The organism is Nonomuraea sp. SYSU D8015, from assembly GCF_008065375.1.
Taxonomy (GTDB): Bacteria; Actinomycetota; Actinomycetes; order Streptosporangiales; family Streptosporangiaceae; genus Nonomuraea.
Genome location: NZ_VJYI01000010.1, coordinates 174779 through 190212, shown reverse-complemented (window position 1 = coordinate 190212; position 15434 = coordinate 174779). Strand labels below are relative to the sequence as shown.

The 15434-nt window shown below is 69.6% G+C and carries 18 protein-coding genes; 10 read left to right on the top strand and 8 right to left on the bottom strand.

What is annotated here, in order from left to right; translation table 11 throughout:
• Nucleotides 1–6: 6 nt before the first annotated feature.
• Nucleotides 7–1077: an ABC transporter substrate-binding protein gene (locus ID574_RS35215; protein ID WP_188193317.1), complete on the bottom strand. Its 1071-nt coding sequence runs from the start codon at nt 1075–1077 to the stop codon at nt 7–9.
• 146 nt (nt 1078–1223) lie between these two features.
• Between ID574_RS35215 and ID574_RS35210 the strand changes: the two genes are divergently transcribed.
• From ID574_RS35210 to ID574_RS60410, 4 genes are all read left to right on the top strand, one after another.
• Nucleotides 1224–2666 (top strand): helix-turn-helix domain-containing protein, encoded by a 1443-nt coding sequence (locus ID574_RS35210; RefSeq protein ID WP_223167386.1) that lies wholly within the window; start codon nt 1224–1226, stop codon nt 2664–2666.
• 7 nt (nt 2667–2673) lie between these two features.
• Nucleotides 2674–3951 (top strand): amidohydrolase/deacetylase family metallohydrolase, encoded by a 1278-nt coding sequence (locus ID574_RS35205; RefSeq protein ID WP_188193316.1) that lies wholly within the window; start codon nt 2674–2676, stop codon nt 3949–3951.
• A gap of 207 nt (nt 3952–4158) precedes the next feature.
• Nucleotides 4159–4365 (top strand): IclR family transcriptional regulator C-terminal domain-containing protein, encoded by a 207-nt coding sequence (locus tag ID574_RS35200; protein WP_262496087.1) that lies wholly within the window; start codon nt 4159–4161, stop codon nt 4363–4365.
• Nucleotides 4338–4487 (top strand): hypothetical protein, encoded by a 150-nt coding sequence (locus ID574_RS60410; RefSeq protein WP_223167385.1) that lies wholly within the window; start codon nt 4338–4340, stop codon nt 4485–4487. The genes ID574_RS35200 and ID574_RS60410 overlap by 28 nt, the downstream gene beginning before the upstream one ends.
• Nucleotides 4488–4519: 32 nt before the next feature.
• Here the strand turns inward: ID574_RS60410 and ID574_RS35195 are convergent, their stop codons facing one another.
• The gene (locus ID574_RS35195) at nt 4520–4708 is read right to left on the bottom strand and encodes a hypothetical protein (RefSeq protein WP_188193315.1); all 189 of its coding nucleotides are present in this window, start codon (nt 4706–4708) and stop codon (nt 4520–4522) included.
• 99 nt (nt 4709–4807) lie between these two features.
• On the bottom strand, nt 4808–6193 hold the full coding sequence (locus ID574_RS35190) for a CocE/NonD family hydrolase (RefSeq protein WP_188193314.1): 1386 nt from the start codon (nt 6191–6193) through the stop codon (nt 4808–4810).
• A 465-nt stretch (nt 6194–6658) separates the two neighbouring features.
• Between ID574_RS35190 and ID574_RS35185 the strand changes: the two genes are divergently transcribed.
• Nucleotides 6659–7123, top strand: coding sequence for a hypothetical protein (locus ID574_RS35185; RefSeq protein ID WP_188193313.1), 465 nt, complete (start codon nt 6659–6661; stop codon nt 7121–7123).
• A gap of 122 nt (nt 7124–7245) precedes the next feature.
• Here ID574_RS35185 and ID574_RS35180 read toward each other — a convergent pair whose 3' ends face one another.
• Both ID574_RS35180 and ID574_RS60405 read right to left on the bottom strand, forming a co-directional pair.
• Entirely contained in the window at nt 7246–7512 is a 267-nt protein-coding gene (locus ID574_RS35180) for a hypothetical protein (protein WP_188193312.1), read from the bottom strand.
• A 200-nt stretch (nt 7513–7712) separates the two neighbouring features.
• Nucleotides 7713–8072: an HpcH/HpaI aldolase family protein gene (locus ID574_RS60405; RefSeq protein WP_223167384.1), complete on the bottom strand. Its 360-nt coding sequence runs from the start codon at nt 8070–8072 to the stop codon at nt 7713–7715.
• Between the two features lie 395 nt (nt 8073–8467).
• Here ID574_RS60405 and ID574_RS35170 point away from each other — a divergent pair, with 395 nt between their 5' ends.
• Together ID574_RS35170 and ID574_RS61890 are read left to right on the top strand one after the other, a co-directional pair.
• Complete coding sequence (locus ID574_RS35170; RefSeq protein ID WP_188193311.1) at nt 8468–9274, top strand: class I SAM-dependent methyltransferase; 807 nt, start codon at nt 8468–8470, stop codon at nt 9272–9274.
• A 61-nt stretch (nt 9275–9335) separates the two neighbouring features.
• The gene (locus ID574_RS61890) at nt 9336–9458 is read left to right on the top strand and encodes a hypothetical protein (RefSeq protein WP_262496086.1); all 123 of its coding nucleotides are present in this window, start codon (nt 9336–9338) and stop codon (nt 9456–9458) included.
• A 67-nt stretch (nt 9459–9525) separates the two neighbouring features.
• Here ID574_RS61890 and ID574_RS35165 read toward each other — a convergent pair whose 3' ends face one another.
• On the bottom strand, nt 9526–10317 hold the full coding sequence (locus ID574_RS35165; protein ID WP_188193310.1) for an ArsR/SmtB family transcription factor: 792 nt from the start codon (nt 10315–10317) through the stop codon (nt 9526–9528).
• A gap of 528 nt (nt 10318–10845) precedes the next feature.
• On the opposite strand from ID574_RS35165, the gene ID574_RS63010 reads away from it, so the two are divergent.
• From ID574_RS63010 to ID574_RS35150, 3 genes are all read left to right on the top strand, one after another.
• A complete protein-coding gene (locus ID574_RS63010; RefSeq protein ID WP_188193309.1) occupies nt 10846–11187 on the top strand; it encodes an LLM class flavin-dependent oxidoreductase in 342 nt (113 codons plus the stop codon).
• Nucleotides 11188–11222: 35 nt separating this feature from the next.
• Nucleotides 11223–11834 (top strand): LLM class flavin-dependent oxidoreductase, encoded by a 612-nt coding sequence (locus ID574_RS63005; protein WP_262496085.1) that lies wholly within the window; start codon nt 11223–11225, stop codon nt 11832–11834.
• Between the two features lie 295 nt (nt 11835–12129).
• Nucleotides 12130–12303: a hypothetical protein gene (locus ID574_RS35150; protein WP_188193308.1), complete on the top strand. Its 174-nt coding sequence runs from the start codon at nt 12130–12132 to the stop codon at nt 12301–12303.
• 80 nt (nt 12304–12383) lie between these two features.
• Here the strand turns inward: ID574_RS35150 and ID574_RS35145 are convergent, their stop codons facing one another.
• Nucleotides 12384–13286, bottom strand: a complete 903-nt coding sequence (locus ID574_RS35145) for an aminoglycoside phosphotransferase family protein (protein WP_188193307.1) — start codon at nt 13284–13286, stop codon at nt 12384–12386.
• A 1264-nt stretch (nt 13287–14550) separates the two neighbouring features.
• Entirely contained in the window at nt 14551–15411 is an 861-nt protein-coding gene (locus ID574_RS35140) for a phosphotransferase enzyme family protein (protein WP_188193306.1), read from the bottom strand.
• Between the last annotated feature and the right edge of the window lie 23 nt (nt 15412–15434).

Here is a 15434-nt window from a genome sequence, read left to right as displayed (position 1 = left end):
CCTCCGCTACTTGCCGGCGATCAGCTTGTCGATCTCGCCCTGCGGGAGCGGCTGGATCGGGTACGAGTCGTCGGGCTGGTCGGGCTTGACGAACTGGTCGAGGTTCTCGTCTGTGATCTCGGGGAGGGGGACCGTGATGTTCATGGGGACGTTCGCGCCCCCGGCCTTGGCCACGGCCGCCTGGAGGGCGATCACCGACAGGTAGTTCGGCTGCGCCGTGGCGATGGAGGAGAACCCCTCCCTGCGCTTCTCGGCCCACATCTTGAGGAAGCCGTTGTAGTTCTCGCCGGTGATCGGGACCAGCTTCCTGTCCTGCTTCACCAGGGTCTGCAGGGCCGCCGCGGACAGTGCGCCGCCCTGGGAGAACACGCCGGTGATGTCCGGGTTGGCGGAGTAGGCCGAGGCGAACGCCTGCGCCGCCGGCGCCAGGTTGTACTCGCTGTGCACGTTGGCCGCGATCTTGATGTCCGGGTACTTCTTGAAGACCTCCTCGGCCCCCTTCCAGCGCTCCTCGCTGACCGACACGCCGGCCGGGCCGTTCATCGCGATGATCTCGCCCTTGCCGCCGAGCTTGTCGGCCAGCCACTGGGCGGTCATCCGGCCCCACTCGACCTGGTCGGTGCCGACCCTGATGACCTTGTCGCTGGTCACCAGGCTGTCGAAGTTGGCCACCACGATGCCCGCCGCCACCGCCTGCTCCATCACGGGGTTGAGCGCCGTGGAGGAGCCGGCGTCGACGAGGATGACGTCGTACTTCTGGGTGATCATCGCCTGGATCTGGGCGATCTGCTGGGAGGTGTCGCCGTTGGCGTTGAAGGTCTCGTAACTGGCGACCTTGCCCTCGCCCTTCAGCCGCGCGACGTCGTCTTCGAGCATCTTCAGGGTCTGCTGCATCCACGACGGCGCCAGGTAGATCGTGGACCAGCCCACCTTGAGCGCCTTGGGCGCGGCGCTCGCCGTCCCGCCTGCCGCGGGGCTGCTCGCGGTGGTGGCGCCCGAGTCGACGTTGCACGCTGTCGTGGCGAGCAGCGCGCCGGCCGCCGCGGCGATCAGCGCGCGCCGGGTCATTCCTTTCATTGCCCCTCCTTAACGGACCATGTTCGTAAGTAGTTCGTAGTAAGGTGGGATCAGGATGCTCCCCTGGGGACGCTGCGTCAACAGTGCAGTTCGTAAAAAGGGGTGTCCTGCGAACCATTTCCGGACATAGGTCGTATAGGGGGATCATGGCGATCGTGATCGGACTCGTCGCCCACACGAGTCACCGCGCCGTCTTCGAGGAGGCGGCCCGCACCCTCTCCGGCGTGCGCCTGGAGTGGGTCCTCTACGAGCACGAGGACGAGATACGCCCGCGGGTCCAGGAGCTCCTCGGCCGCGAGCAGCTGAACGGGCTGCTGCTCGGGCAGGTTCCCTTCACCAGGTCCCGCGACCTGCTGCCCGCCGATCTGTCGGTCACGGTCACCAAGTCCGCCGGCCTCGACCTGTCGATCGCGTTCTTCCGGGCCCTGGCGCGTGGCCGGCCGGCCACGCCGGTCAGCGTCGACACCTTCGACCCCGAGACGGTCGACGAGGTCGTCCAGGCGCTCGAGCTCGACCGGGACCAGGTCGCCTGCCTGCCGTACGATCCGGGGCAGAGCGTCGAGGAGATCGTGGACTTCCACCGCCGCTTCCGCGAGCGCACCGGCGCCGCCTACGCCATCAGCCTGCGCACCGCGGTCACCGCCCGGCTGGCCGGCTCCGTCACCGTGCTCAACGCGCTCCCCGGCCCGGCCACGATCCGGGCCAACCTGCACGAGCTCGCGCTGCGCATCCAGTCCCGGCAGGCCAGCGGGCAGCGCTTCGCCGCCGGCGTCTTCCTCGTCGTCACCCAGGACTCCCAGGCCGACCTCGACCGGGCCCGGATCGGGCTGATGAACCTGCTGGTCAACACGCCCGAGTTCAGCGACGCGTGGATCGAGGACCGCGACCGCAGGGGTGTCGTGGTCTTCGCCCACAAGGCGCTGTTCGAGCACGTCACCCACAACTGGGTCTCCCTGCCGATCCTCGCCCGGGCGCAGGACTCGCTCGGCATCCGCCTGGCCGCCGGGTTCGGCGTGGGCGCCTCCGCCCGCACCTGCGTCCAGCTCGCCGAATGGGCGGCCTCGCGCGCCGAGCAGGAGAGCGTGCCGTCGGCGTACCTGGTCGAGGACAGCGGGGTCATCATCGGCCCGATGAGCGGCCCCGTGAGCGACGCCGGCTCCCCGCTCGCCTTCACCTACCGCGACCACGGCGGCGACCTCGAGGGGCTCGCCCGCCGAGCCGGCCTGAGCCCGGCGACCCTGTCCCGGCTGGCCGCGCTCGAACGCAGCCTCGAAGGCCGCCTCGTCTCGCCCAGCGACCTCGCCGCCGCGCTCGGCATCACGGATCCGAGCGGACGCCGCCTGATCCGCAAGCTCAGCGAGTCGGGCCTGGTCACGGAGGAAGGCACCGAGCAGATGCACCGCAAGGGCCGGCCGACCAGGCTCTACCGCCTCGGCATCGGCAGCGCGCTCATGGGCGAGACCCCGCCCGCCGAACCGACCTCGTCCGCTGAGCCGACCTCGTCCGCTGAGCCGACCTCGTCCGCTGAGCCGACCTCGTCCGCTGAGCCGACCTCGTCCGCTGAGCCGATCTCGTCCGCCAAGCCCTAGGAGAAGCATGTCCTACGATCTGCTGCTGGCCGGCGGCGAGGTCATCGACGTCGGCGGCGGCCACGTCGGCCGGTTCGACGTCGGCGTGCGCGGCGGCCGGATCGCCGCGGTCGCCCCCGGCCTGCCCCGGCACACCGCCCGCGAGGTGATCGACGCCCGCGGCAAACTGATCACTCCCGGCCTGGTGGACCTGCACACGCACGTGCATCCGGGAGCCACCTACTGGGGGATCGACCCCGACGCCGTCGCCTGGTACTCCGGGGTCACGACCTGGGTCGACGCCGGCTCGGCCGGCGCGTACGCCATCGACTCCCTGCGCGCGGCGATCGGCGACGTCCGGGTGCGCGTGGCAGCGCTGCTCAACATCTCCGCCGTCGGCCTGACCGCGCCCGACGGCGAGAGCCGGGAGCTGGCCAACTGCGACGTCGACCTGGCCGCCGCCACCCTCGCCGCCAACCGTGACATGATCTTCGGGGTGAAGGTCCGCATGGACGGCAAGACCGTCGGCGACAACGGGCTGGAGCCGCTGCGCCGCGCGATCGCGGTGGCCGAGACCGGCGGCGTCCCCGTGATGGTGCACATCGGCGTCGCCCCGCCCGCCGTGGACGAGGTGCTCGGCCTGCTGCGCCCCGGCGACATCGTCACGCACTGCGCCAGCGGGCTGGCCTCCGGCATGGTCGACGGCACGACGGTGACGCCCGCCGTGATCGAGGCGCACACCGCGGGCGTGCTGTTCGACATCGGGCACGGCTCCGGCGGCTTCGCCTTCGACGTGCTCGAAGCGCAGCTGAAGGCCGGCGTGACCCCGCACACGATCTCCTCCGACCTGCACGCCCGCTCCCTGTACGGGCCCGTGTTCGACCTGCCCACCACGATGACCAAGCTGCTGGCCGCCGGCCTGCCGCTGCACGACGTGGTCGCGGCGGCGACCGTGCGCCCGGCCCGGGCGCTGAACCTGCCGGGCGGGATCGGCACGCTGGCCGTCGGCGCCCGCGCCGACCTCGCCGTGTTCACGCTCCAGGAAGGCGAATTCGAGCTGGTGGACGCGCACCGGCGGTGCCGCGTCGCCGACCGGCGGCTGGTCAACGAGGTCACCTACATCGCCGGGCGGCCCCTGCCGCCGCGGCTCCCGCCGCACCCGAAGCCGTGGATCCCGCTCACCGGCGCGCAGCACGAGGCGTTGCGCCTGCGCGACCGCCGCGTCCGCGAGCTGCTGTCCGCGCCGCTCGTCGGCCTCGACGGGCTGGCCGAGCAGTTCCCCCGCTCGGCCGCCGACCCTGCCTGACGGGGATCGCCGGGCTGAATCCCCTGGACGAGCAGCGCACTCCTGGAGGGGGGTGCCGCGGACATCCGATCTGCCCCGAACGACACCCACAGCTCGGCATAGCGGTTCGCCCGCGGCGTTCGCGGCGGTGGGCCGTCCAGGCGCCGGTGGGGTTGGCGGTCGCGCCGAGGAGCCGCGCTGCCGCTGAACGCCTCCTCCTCGGGGCTGGTGCTCCTGGCGCACGCTTCCCCCGAGGTCAGGAACCGCGTCCTGAGCGCGCCGCTGCCGGCGTTCACCGAGCACACCATCACCGACCAGCGCACGCTGCGCGCCGCACTCGCCGACGTGCGCCGGCACGGTTTCGCCTTCTGCCCCGCCGCATCCACCCGGACCCGACCGGGATCTCCGTGCCGGTGCGGGTGGCCGGGCAGGTGATCGACGCACTCGGGCTGGTGGTGCCCAACGACGGCCACGCCTGGTCGCTGACCCGGCCGCTGCAGCTCACCGGGATGGCGCTCAGCCGCGCGCTCGACACGCCGGCGGGCGTCCCGCCGTAAGACCGGACGAGTAAGTCTTAAGTCGTCTCGATCTAGCCGAGCAGGTGGCGGGTCTGCTCGTACAGGCAGCGGGCGCCGACCGGGTCGAGGGTCGGCAGTGACGGGTCGACCGGGGTGCGCCGGTCGTAGGCGAGCAGCCGCCCGGCGGGCGGATGCTCCATGAGCCCGATGATCGGCTGGATGCTCTTCTCCACAGGCTGGGCGAAGAGCTTGGCGAGCACCTGGATGATCGCCTTGGTGGGCTGCTTAGGGGTGAAATCATCGTCAACCTGGCCACCCTCTAGACGAATAATCCTCAGTGGGTCAGTCGTCGTAGGCGGTCAGCGATCGGGTGATGGGCTGACCGGTGGCGCTTCAGGATCCGTCCGGTCCTGCCGGATCGGCAGGATCACAGCCGAGGGGTGTGCGGGATCATGGAAGACCTCCTGGTCGGCGGCGCGGAGGGTTGCAGCGGTCGCCCGTGGTTCGCCGGTACCGGGGTTGCGGTCGTAGCGCGGGAAGGCGCCGCTGGACACCTGCACGCGGATGCGGTGGCCGCGCTTGAAGCGATAGGCCGTCGGCCACAGCCGCACCGTCGCACACGAGGTCTGGTCGGCGCCGGTGAGGCTGATCAGGCCGTCGCACACGTTGGTCGAGCGGCCCTGCGCGTCGACGTCGCGCAGCCGGACGAACACATCGGCGTACGGCAGGCTGGAGCGGAACCAGATCTCGGCGCTGATCTCTCCGATCACCTCGGCGTCCCGGGCCAGCTCTCCGGTGGTGGAGGTCAGCACGTCGGGCCGGGCTTCGAGCTCGGTGTTGTCGACGCGGCCGGCCTGGACGCCCATGGCCATGCGGACGCCGCCGACGGCCGGGGTCGGGTCGCCAGGGTCGTAGCGGTATCCGTCCGGCTCGGACTCGCCGGGCACGTCGGCGGCCAGGGCGCCACCGGGCTGAAGGTGGAAGCGCTGCGATGGGTATCCGGGCGGCGGCCAGGAGGAGAAGTCGCGCCAGGCTTCCTCCCCCATGACGAACAGGCGCACTGGGGCGCGGTCTTCCGGCTTCTCGCCGCGCGCGTGGGCCAGGCCGAAGTCGAGTGCCTCGGCGGTTGCGGTCGCGGTCACGTGGAGTGAGGCGTGCGGCCAGGGGCCGATCGTGATCCGGGCGTGCCGTCCGGCCGCCTGCAGCGCCTGGTGGTCACGGAGCTGGCCGGGCAGGAAGATGTCGTACCAACCGCCGACCGAGCTGACCGGCACGCTGATGTCGGGCACCCGATGGCTGTGGTCGAGCACCTTCCAGTACGGCGACTCCGCGTCGTGGGCCAGGCAAGCCTGGAAATAGTCGGAGTGGCGGCCGATGGCGGCGACGTCGGCCTGGCCCCACTCCAGGGTGTCCAGCCCGTCCTCACGCTCGCACCGCAGAGGATCGAACGCGCCGCCGGAGCCGAACGTCCCGCGGGTGCTTTGGACCAGCACCTGGAACCCCCGCTCGGCCAGCGGCCTGGCCACCATCGTCGCGATCACCCCGGTCCGGCCGTACGGAATGCGGACGAGCGCTGTCGGCAAGCCATCGCCCTCCCCGGATCGTGGGGCCCAGCGGTCGGCCAGCAGGACCGCCCCATCGCGCATCGGCACCGGCATATCACGTTGGACGGCGAGATCCCTGGTCGACGGGGCGGGAAGACGCAGGATGCGTCGGATGAGACGGCTGCTCAGGTTCGATTTCATTCATCGTGTCCTTGCTCGGGACGGAAGGGGCGGCGGTCGGTCAACACCGCGGCGAGGCGGAGCAGGCGGTGCGCCAGTTCCTGCGGGTCGAGAGGGTCTGCGCCATTGATCAGCCAGTCGTGGACGATGGCGCCGGTCCCGGCGGCGACGAACGCCGTCCGACAAGGTCGGCGGCGGCTTCCGCGAAAAGCGTGTAGCGGTCGCTGAACTGCAGGTAGACCAGCCGTGGAGTGGCACCCCTAGCCTGCCGGTCCGCTCGGCAAGTCGAATCCGACGGCCGACTGACACGGAGATTCGGATTTCGACAGCAAAATGCGGCTCCTACACCGGGCTGCTCGCCGCTGCCGCCTCCGATGGTCATCTGGGGTTGTCGAGCGAACCTGCTGATCAGCCGGTTGAAGGTCGTCAAGCCACGTAAGGCAAGTAGGCTGACCATGATCGCCTGCGACAGCGAAGGAGCCGCTCATGACCGCCGACCCCACGATGGCCCGGATCGGCCAGGGGGTGGAGTTACATCACCATCAAGGTCAGCGTGAAGCCGCCCGCGAGTTGTTCGCGCAGATCTGGGACGACATCGGCGGCGAGCAAGGCGACCCGCTGCATGTTTGCGTCCTTGCCCACTCGATGGCCGATGTGCAGGACGACGTGCACCAGGAGCTGATGTGGGACCTGCGAGCGCTTGCCGCCGCAGGCATGATCACCGATGAGCGGGTGGCCCAAGCCGGGGTGCCGCTTTCGGTGGCCGGCTTGTATCCGTCGTTGCACCTGAACTTGAGTGAGTGCTATCGCAAGCTGGGCGATCTCGGCCGCGCCCGTGAGCACCTCCAGCAGGCGCGGGACGGGATCGGCGCGCTTGGCGACGACGAGTACGGCCAGCTCATCAAGGGTGGCCTGGAGCGGCTGGCCGAACAGTTGGGTGAGACCGTCTGACTGCGAGCCCAGGCAAGTGGGCTGCCCGCGACCGTCGCGTCAGTGAGGCCGTCGAGCGGTGCATGAGCCGCGTGAAAAGACCCCGCTGGACGTTCCGGGCGGGATCGTAATGTGTAGTGCCCTCAGTGCAGGAGGGCGACGGGTTCGGGCGTTCCCAGGCCGTCAGATGCCGGGCAGGGTCGGTTTCTTCCTGCGCGATGCCGGCCGACCTTGGTGATGCACTCGTCGGTGGCTCGGGCCGTCGTGGCGAACTCCTTGCGGGCGATCGAGCGGGGATCGCCGGCCTCGAAGGTGGTGGCGCGGTGCATGTCCTTGACCGGCGTCATCGCCGCTCGTGCGGCGGCCATCGCGTCGCGGGCGGTGAACTCATCCCCGTGTCCGTGGCGCATGTAACGGGGGCCCAGACCCGGCGCCGGGCAGGGTCCGCCGAGGGCATGAACCTTTCCAGGCGGTCGCCCCGGTTGGCCGCGATCACCCGGGCGACAAGCCGCCGCGCCGAGTTCACCACCGCCATCCGCGAAACCGGCCGGCCCCTGACCGCCGCCGCGGTCATCGTCCCCAAACCCATCACCCCCCAAGCCGCCGCCGGCTACCTGACCGCCTGTCTGCCCGCCACCCCCTCCGAGGCCTGGACACCGGCCTTGGCCGCGCTGCGATCCCGCACCGCCACCGGCTTGGCCCAGGTCGCCGCCACCCCGCGGGGCCTGTGGCTGGGGTCGCGCAGATCGCCTCCATGTTCGCCAGCCCCTGCGCGGTCTCGATCATGGCGAGGACCAGCACGGTGGCGGCGGGCAGGATCGTTGGCCCCGACCCTGACCAAGCCCGCGGACACGCCGCCCGCGTCGATCGCCGTCAGACCGCTCAGCAGCCCCGAGTAGCCCAGCAGTCCGTGCTGGACGTCCAGGCACACGCAGTCGTAGCCGAGGCGCGCGATGCGCTCGGCGGACACCGGCGAATCGAGGACGGACCAGTAGCCCAGTGCGGCTCCCGGGCACGGAATCCTGGCGACGAAGTCTGTGATGCTCGCGACTGGCCTTCTCCTCGGTGGTCGGCTCTCATCGGTTGTAAGCGGATGGGGCCGCAGCGCCGCGCCCACGGTCACAGGCAGATCTTGGCCATGCACCACCAGGCCCGGCTTGGCCGACTCACCGGACTCGCCGACGCTCCCGGCCCTCCTCGCGAACACCGACCCCCGCGCTGTCCAAACTCATTGTCCTGTGACATCGAACTATTGGACCTGTGTGCCCTCGAAGTTTGAGTGGCTCACGGCGCCGATGCGCTCGTGCATCGGGAAACTTGACATGAACGTCCAGAAACACGACCAAAGATCGCTAGGCTGCGACGATGGACCGCGCAACCGACCTGCCCGAGAACATCGCCACAGGGCAGCCTGCCTGGGTTTCGACCGCAACCCAGGCTGCAGATCCGGACCAGGTGAACGATTACGAAGGTTTCGCCGAGGCGTACTCGGCGGAGACCGAGAACAACATCATGAACGCGTACTGGGCGCGGCCCGCGATCATAACCCTCGCCGGAGACGTGGCCGGCCGCCGGATCCTGGACGCCGGCTGCGGCTCAGGCCCCCTGTCCGCCGCCCTACGCGACCGCGGTGCCGTCGTCACCGGCATCGACGCCAGCGCCGGGATGCTGGCGCTGGCCAGGCGGCGGCTCGGCGACGACGCGGACCTGCACGTGGTCGACCTGCGTGATCCGCTGCCGTTCGCCGACGGCGCGTTCGACGACGTGGTCGCGTCGCTGGTGCTGCACTACCTGGAGGACTGGGGACCGGCCCTGGCCGAGATGCGGCGAGTGCTCAGGCCCGGCGGCCGGCTGATCGCGTCGGTCAACCACCCCTTCGTGGAGCACCTGGCCCAGAACCCTCGGCCCAGCTATTTCGCCACCACCAGCTATACCGACGCATGGACGTTCAACGGACAGTCCTACCCGATGACCTTCTGGACCAGGCCGTTGCACGCGATGACCGACGCCTTCACCACCGCCGGCTTCCGCCTTGCCGTCATCAGCGAGCCGCAGGCCGACCCGGCCGCCCGTGAGCTGTTCCCCGACGACTTCCAGGACTTCGCGGACAAGCTCGCCTTCCTGGTCTTCGTCGTCGAGGTACCGCCGTCGGCTGCGGGCTCGGACGATTAGCTGAGGTGACCACGCCGACGAGCGAGCACCTCACTTAGAACCTCTAACACATATGGTCCGGGTGGCGCGCGGCCGCGAGGAGGCGCACCGGCGCAACTCCGTGCGCGCCTACCGCAGGCACGGCGGCTTCTGGATGACGCTCGGCGCGACCGCGGTGCTCTTCGGGCTGCTCGCCTTCCTCTGAGCGGTCGCCTAGTAGGCGGGCCGGCCCGGCGGCACCTCGCGACCTCGTCGAGCCCTGATCCGGGAGGTCACGCATCGGCCGGCAGCGGTTCGCCGGTCTCAAGCAGCGACTTCAGGCTCGCCACCACGTTCGGCCAGCCGTGGCTGACCATCTCGGCCAGGCTCGATCCGGGCTCGAAGCCGTCGTGCACGACGGTGAGCTTCACGACCTGCCCGGCCTCCTCAATCATGAAGGTGACCTTCGAGCGGGCCTCGCCGGACAGCCGGGCGAGCAACTCCTCGTCCCAGCCGAAGCGCTTGGCGAGCTCCGGGGTGATGGCGTGCCAGGTGTAGGAGAGCCGACTGTAGGGTTCGGCCTCCAGCACGACCTGCTCCGGGTCGCTGATCAGCACGCCGTGGTTGTCCCAGGTCATCGGCGAGCCGACGGACCAGTCCGTAGTGAACTCCGTGGCCCAGTAGCGGCGGGTGAAGGCGGGCTCGGTCAGCGCCTGCCAGAGCTTCTGCGGGGTGGTGCGGATGTAGGTGGTGTAGACGAAGGTCGGCGCGTCCATCGGGGTCTCCTCCAGGGCGAGTTTCAGGTCCGCCAGGGCTTGGACCCTGGCCCGGTCGTAGCGGCTGATCCACCGGTGGGCGATCTCTTGCACGGGCGCGGCGTTGAGGTAGTGCAGCTTCTCCCGGCCCCGCCGCACGGTGGCGACGAGCCCGGCCTCCTCCAACACCGCGAGGTGCTTGCTGACGGACTGCCTGGCCATGTCAAGTCCGGCGCACAGCTCGCGCAGCGTCTGCCCGTTGCGGGCGTTGAGCGAGTCGAGCAGCGCGCGCCGGCTCGGATCGGCCAGTGCCTTGAACACCTCGTCCATGCCCACCCTCGTACCCGGGTTGCCGTATCGATATGCAGCCTTTCGGCTGCCTTTAATTTAGGCAGCCGTATGGCTGCCTGTCAAGACGCGCGGCTACGATGGGCGGACGCGGGAGCTCATCATCCTCGGCACGGCCTCGCAGGTGCTCTCTTCCAGCAGCGATCGTCCCCTCACGTGCAGAAGTGACCGACGCACACACCCCCACGTGTGGCCATCACCTCGTTCAGGTGGCTGCCCACGGGCCAGCCGTTGACGACCACGTACATCGCTGTCACACGCTCAAGGCTTGACGGCTCAGGACAGTCAGTCCCGAGAACGCCTGCAGGGCGGGTTCGGCGGTGTTGGCGAGTTTTGGTAACGCTTGGGTGGTTGCGGTGGGATGCTGAGGGCGGCGGGTGAAGGAGTCGGCTGTGCCCCCGAGTCCGAGGTCGAGCTGTATGCGGGCGATCCGCGCCGAGCAGCATAGCGACAACTGATGCGCCGGCAGGGCCTTCCCGGCTGCCTCACTGACCTGGTTTGATAGCTCGAATGAGATCATTCCGGGTCGGGTTGTCCCTGCCGCCGCAGTTGCCGCCCCCGCGGATTCCGGCGATCGCCCGGCACGCCGAGGACGCCGGGTTCGACGAGATCTGGCTTGCGGAGGACTGCTTCTTCGCCGGCGGCGTCGCCGCCGCGTCGGCCGCCCTGGCCGCCACCAACCGCATCGCCGTGGTCCTGGGCATCCTGCCGGCTGCCGCCCGCAACGCGGCCTTCGCCGCCATGGAACTCGCTGCCCTCGCTGACCTCTACCCGCATCGCATCGTGGCCGGGCTCGGTCACGGCATGCCCGACTGGATGCGCCAGGTCGGCGCAGCGCCGCATTCCCCCTGACCGCGCTCCGCGAGCGGTTGGAGGCAGTACGCGCCTTGCTGGCCGGGCAGACCGTGACCACCAGTGGCGACTACGTGCACCTGGACGCGGTCCGCTTGGATCACCCACCCGCAGCGGCGCCGCCGGTCCTGGCCGGAGTTCGAGGCCACAAGTCCCTGGAATTGGCCGGTCACAGCGCCGACGGTGTGATCCTGGCCTGGCCGGTCACCCCCGCCTACATCAGGCACGCCGCCGACCTGATCACCCAAGGGCGACGCGCAGCCGCACGTTCGGGACAGGCGACGCTCCTGGTGGGCACTCCGATCAACCTTGGCGAGAACAGGGCCGCGGCCGCAGAACGCCTGCGCCCGCTGGTCGCCGCCGAACTGGCCTCACCATCCAGCCGAGCACACCTGGAGCCCGCCGGGCTGGCCAACAAGGTGGACAAACTTCGCACCCGATGCGGATCGCTGGAGGAGTTCGCTGACCAGATCCCCCGTGAGTGGATCGAGACGCTGACGGTCTGCGGCACCGCGCACGACTGCGCCACCACCATCGGCGAACTCCACCAGGCCGGCGCCGAATCAGTCGCACTCTCAGTGCCCGGTCCCCTGACCGAGGAACAGATCGCGCTTCTGGGACAAGAACTGCTTCCCCGCCTCCGCTAGACCGCAGCTAGACCGCAGCCGCAGGACCCGCACTCTCACCTTGGAACAGACTGAGGACTCCAGCTCCCCAAGGTGTTGCCGGAACTCACCTACGTTGCTGAGCCAGCTGATCCAACATCAACACCACGATGGGCTACGCGGCGATCTATCCCTCGGACGCCCTCGAAGCCCACCGAGCCTGGCAGGAGTTCCTCGGACACTTCGAGAGGCGCAAGCTGGCCCTGGGGCAGTGCGGCCGAGCATACGGAAGCAGCTGTGTCCACGAGCACGCCTGGTTCGATGCCCGGTACTGATCGTGGGGACAGGCGAACGGCCCCGCCTGGAAGAGATCCGTGAGAACCTCCATGCCAGGATCGCCGAAGCCGAACGTGAAGGATGGCTAGGCGACGTCGAGCAACTGACCGTCAGCCTCGCCGCCACCGATGACGAGATCAGCCAGATTGACGCCAGGGAGCGACGGAAGGACTAGCCGGTGCTCATCGGCATGCCACCAATCGGCCGGCTCGTGGTTCGGGAAGCTGAGAACCGGGACAAGACGGGCTGACTACATCAAACGCCCTTCAGAACACGATCAAGTGCCGCCCGGCCTGCAGGTCCCCAGTTCGGCTTGCCGCCGGGAAGGCCCCGATCTCCGTTCTGCCCCATGAGCATCAGGAAGAGGCTCTTCATCGCGGCCAGCCCGCGGGCGCGCCGGATCGCCGCCTCGTCCGCGTGCCCGTACGCGTCGAAGAACCGTGCGGCCGTGCCCGCGGGGAGCAGCACCCACGCGGCGGCGAGGTCCCACGCCGGATCGCCGGCGAACAAGGCACCGAAATCGATCACGCCCGAGAGCGTCCCGTCCGAGACGACGACATTCGCGGGATGGAGGTCACCGTGCACCCACATCGGCGGGCCCTCCCACTCGGGGGCCGCGACGGCATCGGCCCAGACGGCCCGGACGGCGCGGACATCGCCGACGGCGTCGGGGTCAATGGCCTGCAAGAACTGCTCGAAGCCGCCCGTGCACCTCTTGGGGTGAGCGCCGAAGTCCGAACTGGCCGGGGCCTCGGCGGGCGCCTTCACATGGAGCGCCCTGAGGAAGCCCGCCAGCGTGTCGGCCGCGTGGGCGCCGCGGCTGATCGAGCCGTGGTCCAGCGGCTCGCCGGGAACCCACGTCATCACGGTCCAGTGCTTGGGGAAGCGCTCGGACGGTTCGCCGAACCGCACCGGGGTCGGCACCGGGAGCGGCAGGCGCGGCGCGAGCACAGGTAGCCACCGCCGCTCCTTGAGCTGGAGCTCCGGGGTAGGGTCCATGCGCTGCATGCGCACGGCCAACTCGTCCCCGAGGCGCCACATTTGGTTGCCCCAGCCGCCCGCCACCTCGCGGATGGCCAGCCCTGCAAGATCTGGATGTTGCTCCTGCAGCAGGTCGCGGACCAGGTCTGCGGTGATCTCAATCTCGGTGTCGGTCATGCGAAGTCACAGTACTGAGGCGGCAGGCGGAGCGGCTCTCGCTCTCCGGAACATCTCGCTGTGACTCCTCTGGCATCACCGATTCGGTTTCAGGGAGCTGCAGATCAGAGGCTTTGGGAAGAACGGCCCCATAGTGGAGGGAGTCCTGCATTCGGTGCCCACTCTTGCACATCGACCCTGCCCGGCAGCGTCGGCTCCAGGAGATCCGCGACAACCTGCTCGCCCGCATCACCGAAGCCGCCCGAACGTGCGGGCTGGACCGGCGAAGCCGAAGGGCTCCACGTCAGCCTCGCCGCCACCGAAGCCAAACTCGCCCAAGTCGACGGGCTCATCGCCCGCCGCAACGCCGCCGTCGATCTGGGCATGCCCACCTATATCGCGACCTGGCCCAGACCCTCACCCTCTCAGGAGAGCCCCGCTTCGGGACGCGCAGGCAACGGCCTGACAACCAGCAGCATTCATGATCGTTTCGTAGTTCGGAGAAGGCACTTTGGCCGGTCGCCTTGAGCAGTGATGCCCTCAGGCCAGGGGCCCCAGGGTTTCGGGCGTTTCCCAGGCTTCAGCTGCCGCTCGGGGTCGGGGGGCCGAGTTTGTCGAGGCCGACGACCTTGGTGATGCACTCGTCGGCGGCTTGGGCCATCGTTTCGAACCCCTTCGGGCGATCGAGTGGGGGTTGCCGGCCTCGAAGGTGGTGGCGCGGTGCATGTCCTTCACCGACGTCATCGCCGCTCGTGCGGTGGACATCTCGTCGCGGGCGCTGAACTCGTCGCCGTGTCCGTCGCGCATGTAGCGGGTGACCCAGACCCGGCGCCGGGCCAGGTCGGTCGAGGGCATGAACCTCGCGCCCATGGTTGCAGCGCAGCCAGGTCATCACGTCGGCGACGTCGTACTCGGCCTGCGTGAAGCCCATCGCGTCGCGCTGTGAAGTCCGCCGGGGATGTCTGCCGCCGGCTCACAGCAGCCCGCCGTTCTCGTCCAGGAATGCCGCCGGCGCCGCGTCGTCCAGGGTGGAGCCGGTGGTCAGGGTCCCGGACGGCTGCGATGGCCGCCTCGGCGCCGTCGCAGAGCTCGGCGATGGCCTGGGCGCGATCGGTGGTGAACCTGATCTGCTGCGTCGGGACGCCGACCAGGCGGATGGCACTGACCTGGCGGGCCCACCTGCTCAGCGACGAACTCGAACACCCGCCAGCGGAATGAGCGGATCCAGAACCGTGATCTGGCGTCGATCGCGCCGCAATCTCGTCGATCGACGCATCGGGCGACCTCAACGATCGCAAAAAGGTCGGGAGAGAACTAGATCGGCGTCCACTCGGCGCAACCCGTCGAAACCCCAGGTGTTGACGCCCTCCAGGTCGACCTCGTTGTAGACGCGAACTGCAAGGTCGCGCAGCGAGCGGGCGAGCCGGGCGTACTCGAGGTGGGTGAGGTCGAGTCGCTCCGCGCCGTAGGCGCGCAGGAAGCGCACGGGGTCGGGCCCGCACAAGGCGGCGAACACATCGTGCTCGCGTGGCGCCAGCATCGCGTGACCCCAGTCGAGCAGCGTCGCGATGCGACCGTCGCGGTCAACGAGGACGTTGTGAGGGAACAGGTCGTGGTGGCACACGACGTGGGGCACGTCGATCGCGCGTGCCCGTTCGATCACCGCTTCGAGCCGGTCAACGTTGGCCATGACCTCGTCGCGGCGGTCGACGATCCAAGGGTGGTCGTGCCGGTCGCGCAGCACCTCGATGCACCACTCGTCCATATCGGTGCGGGGCAGGACGAGCTCGGTGATCTCGTGCACGGCGCGCATCGCCCGCGCGATCGCGTCAGCGTCGTTCCACGTTCCCTGGCGGCCGTCGACGAACGGGAACAGCGCGTAGCGCCGGCCATGGTGCTCGGAGGTGTACGAGCCGTCAAGTGCTCGCTCCGCCGCAGCAACGGGGATGCCCCGAGCTGCCAACTCAGCAGTCAGCGCCAGACTGGCGTCGCTGTCGGGCTGCTGACGCCAAAGTTTCACGAACCAGCGCCCGTCGGTGAACGCATCCGCTTCGAACCCGCCCGGATGCGGCCGCAGCTCGCCCACCTCGACACCGAAGGCGTCGCGGACCTGAGTCGTCGTCGGCGGTCGTACTTCGCTCCACACAGACCCAGGACGCTACCGCTGCC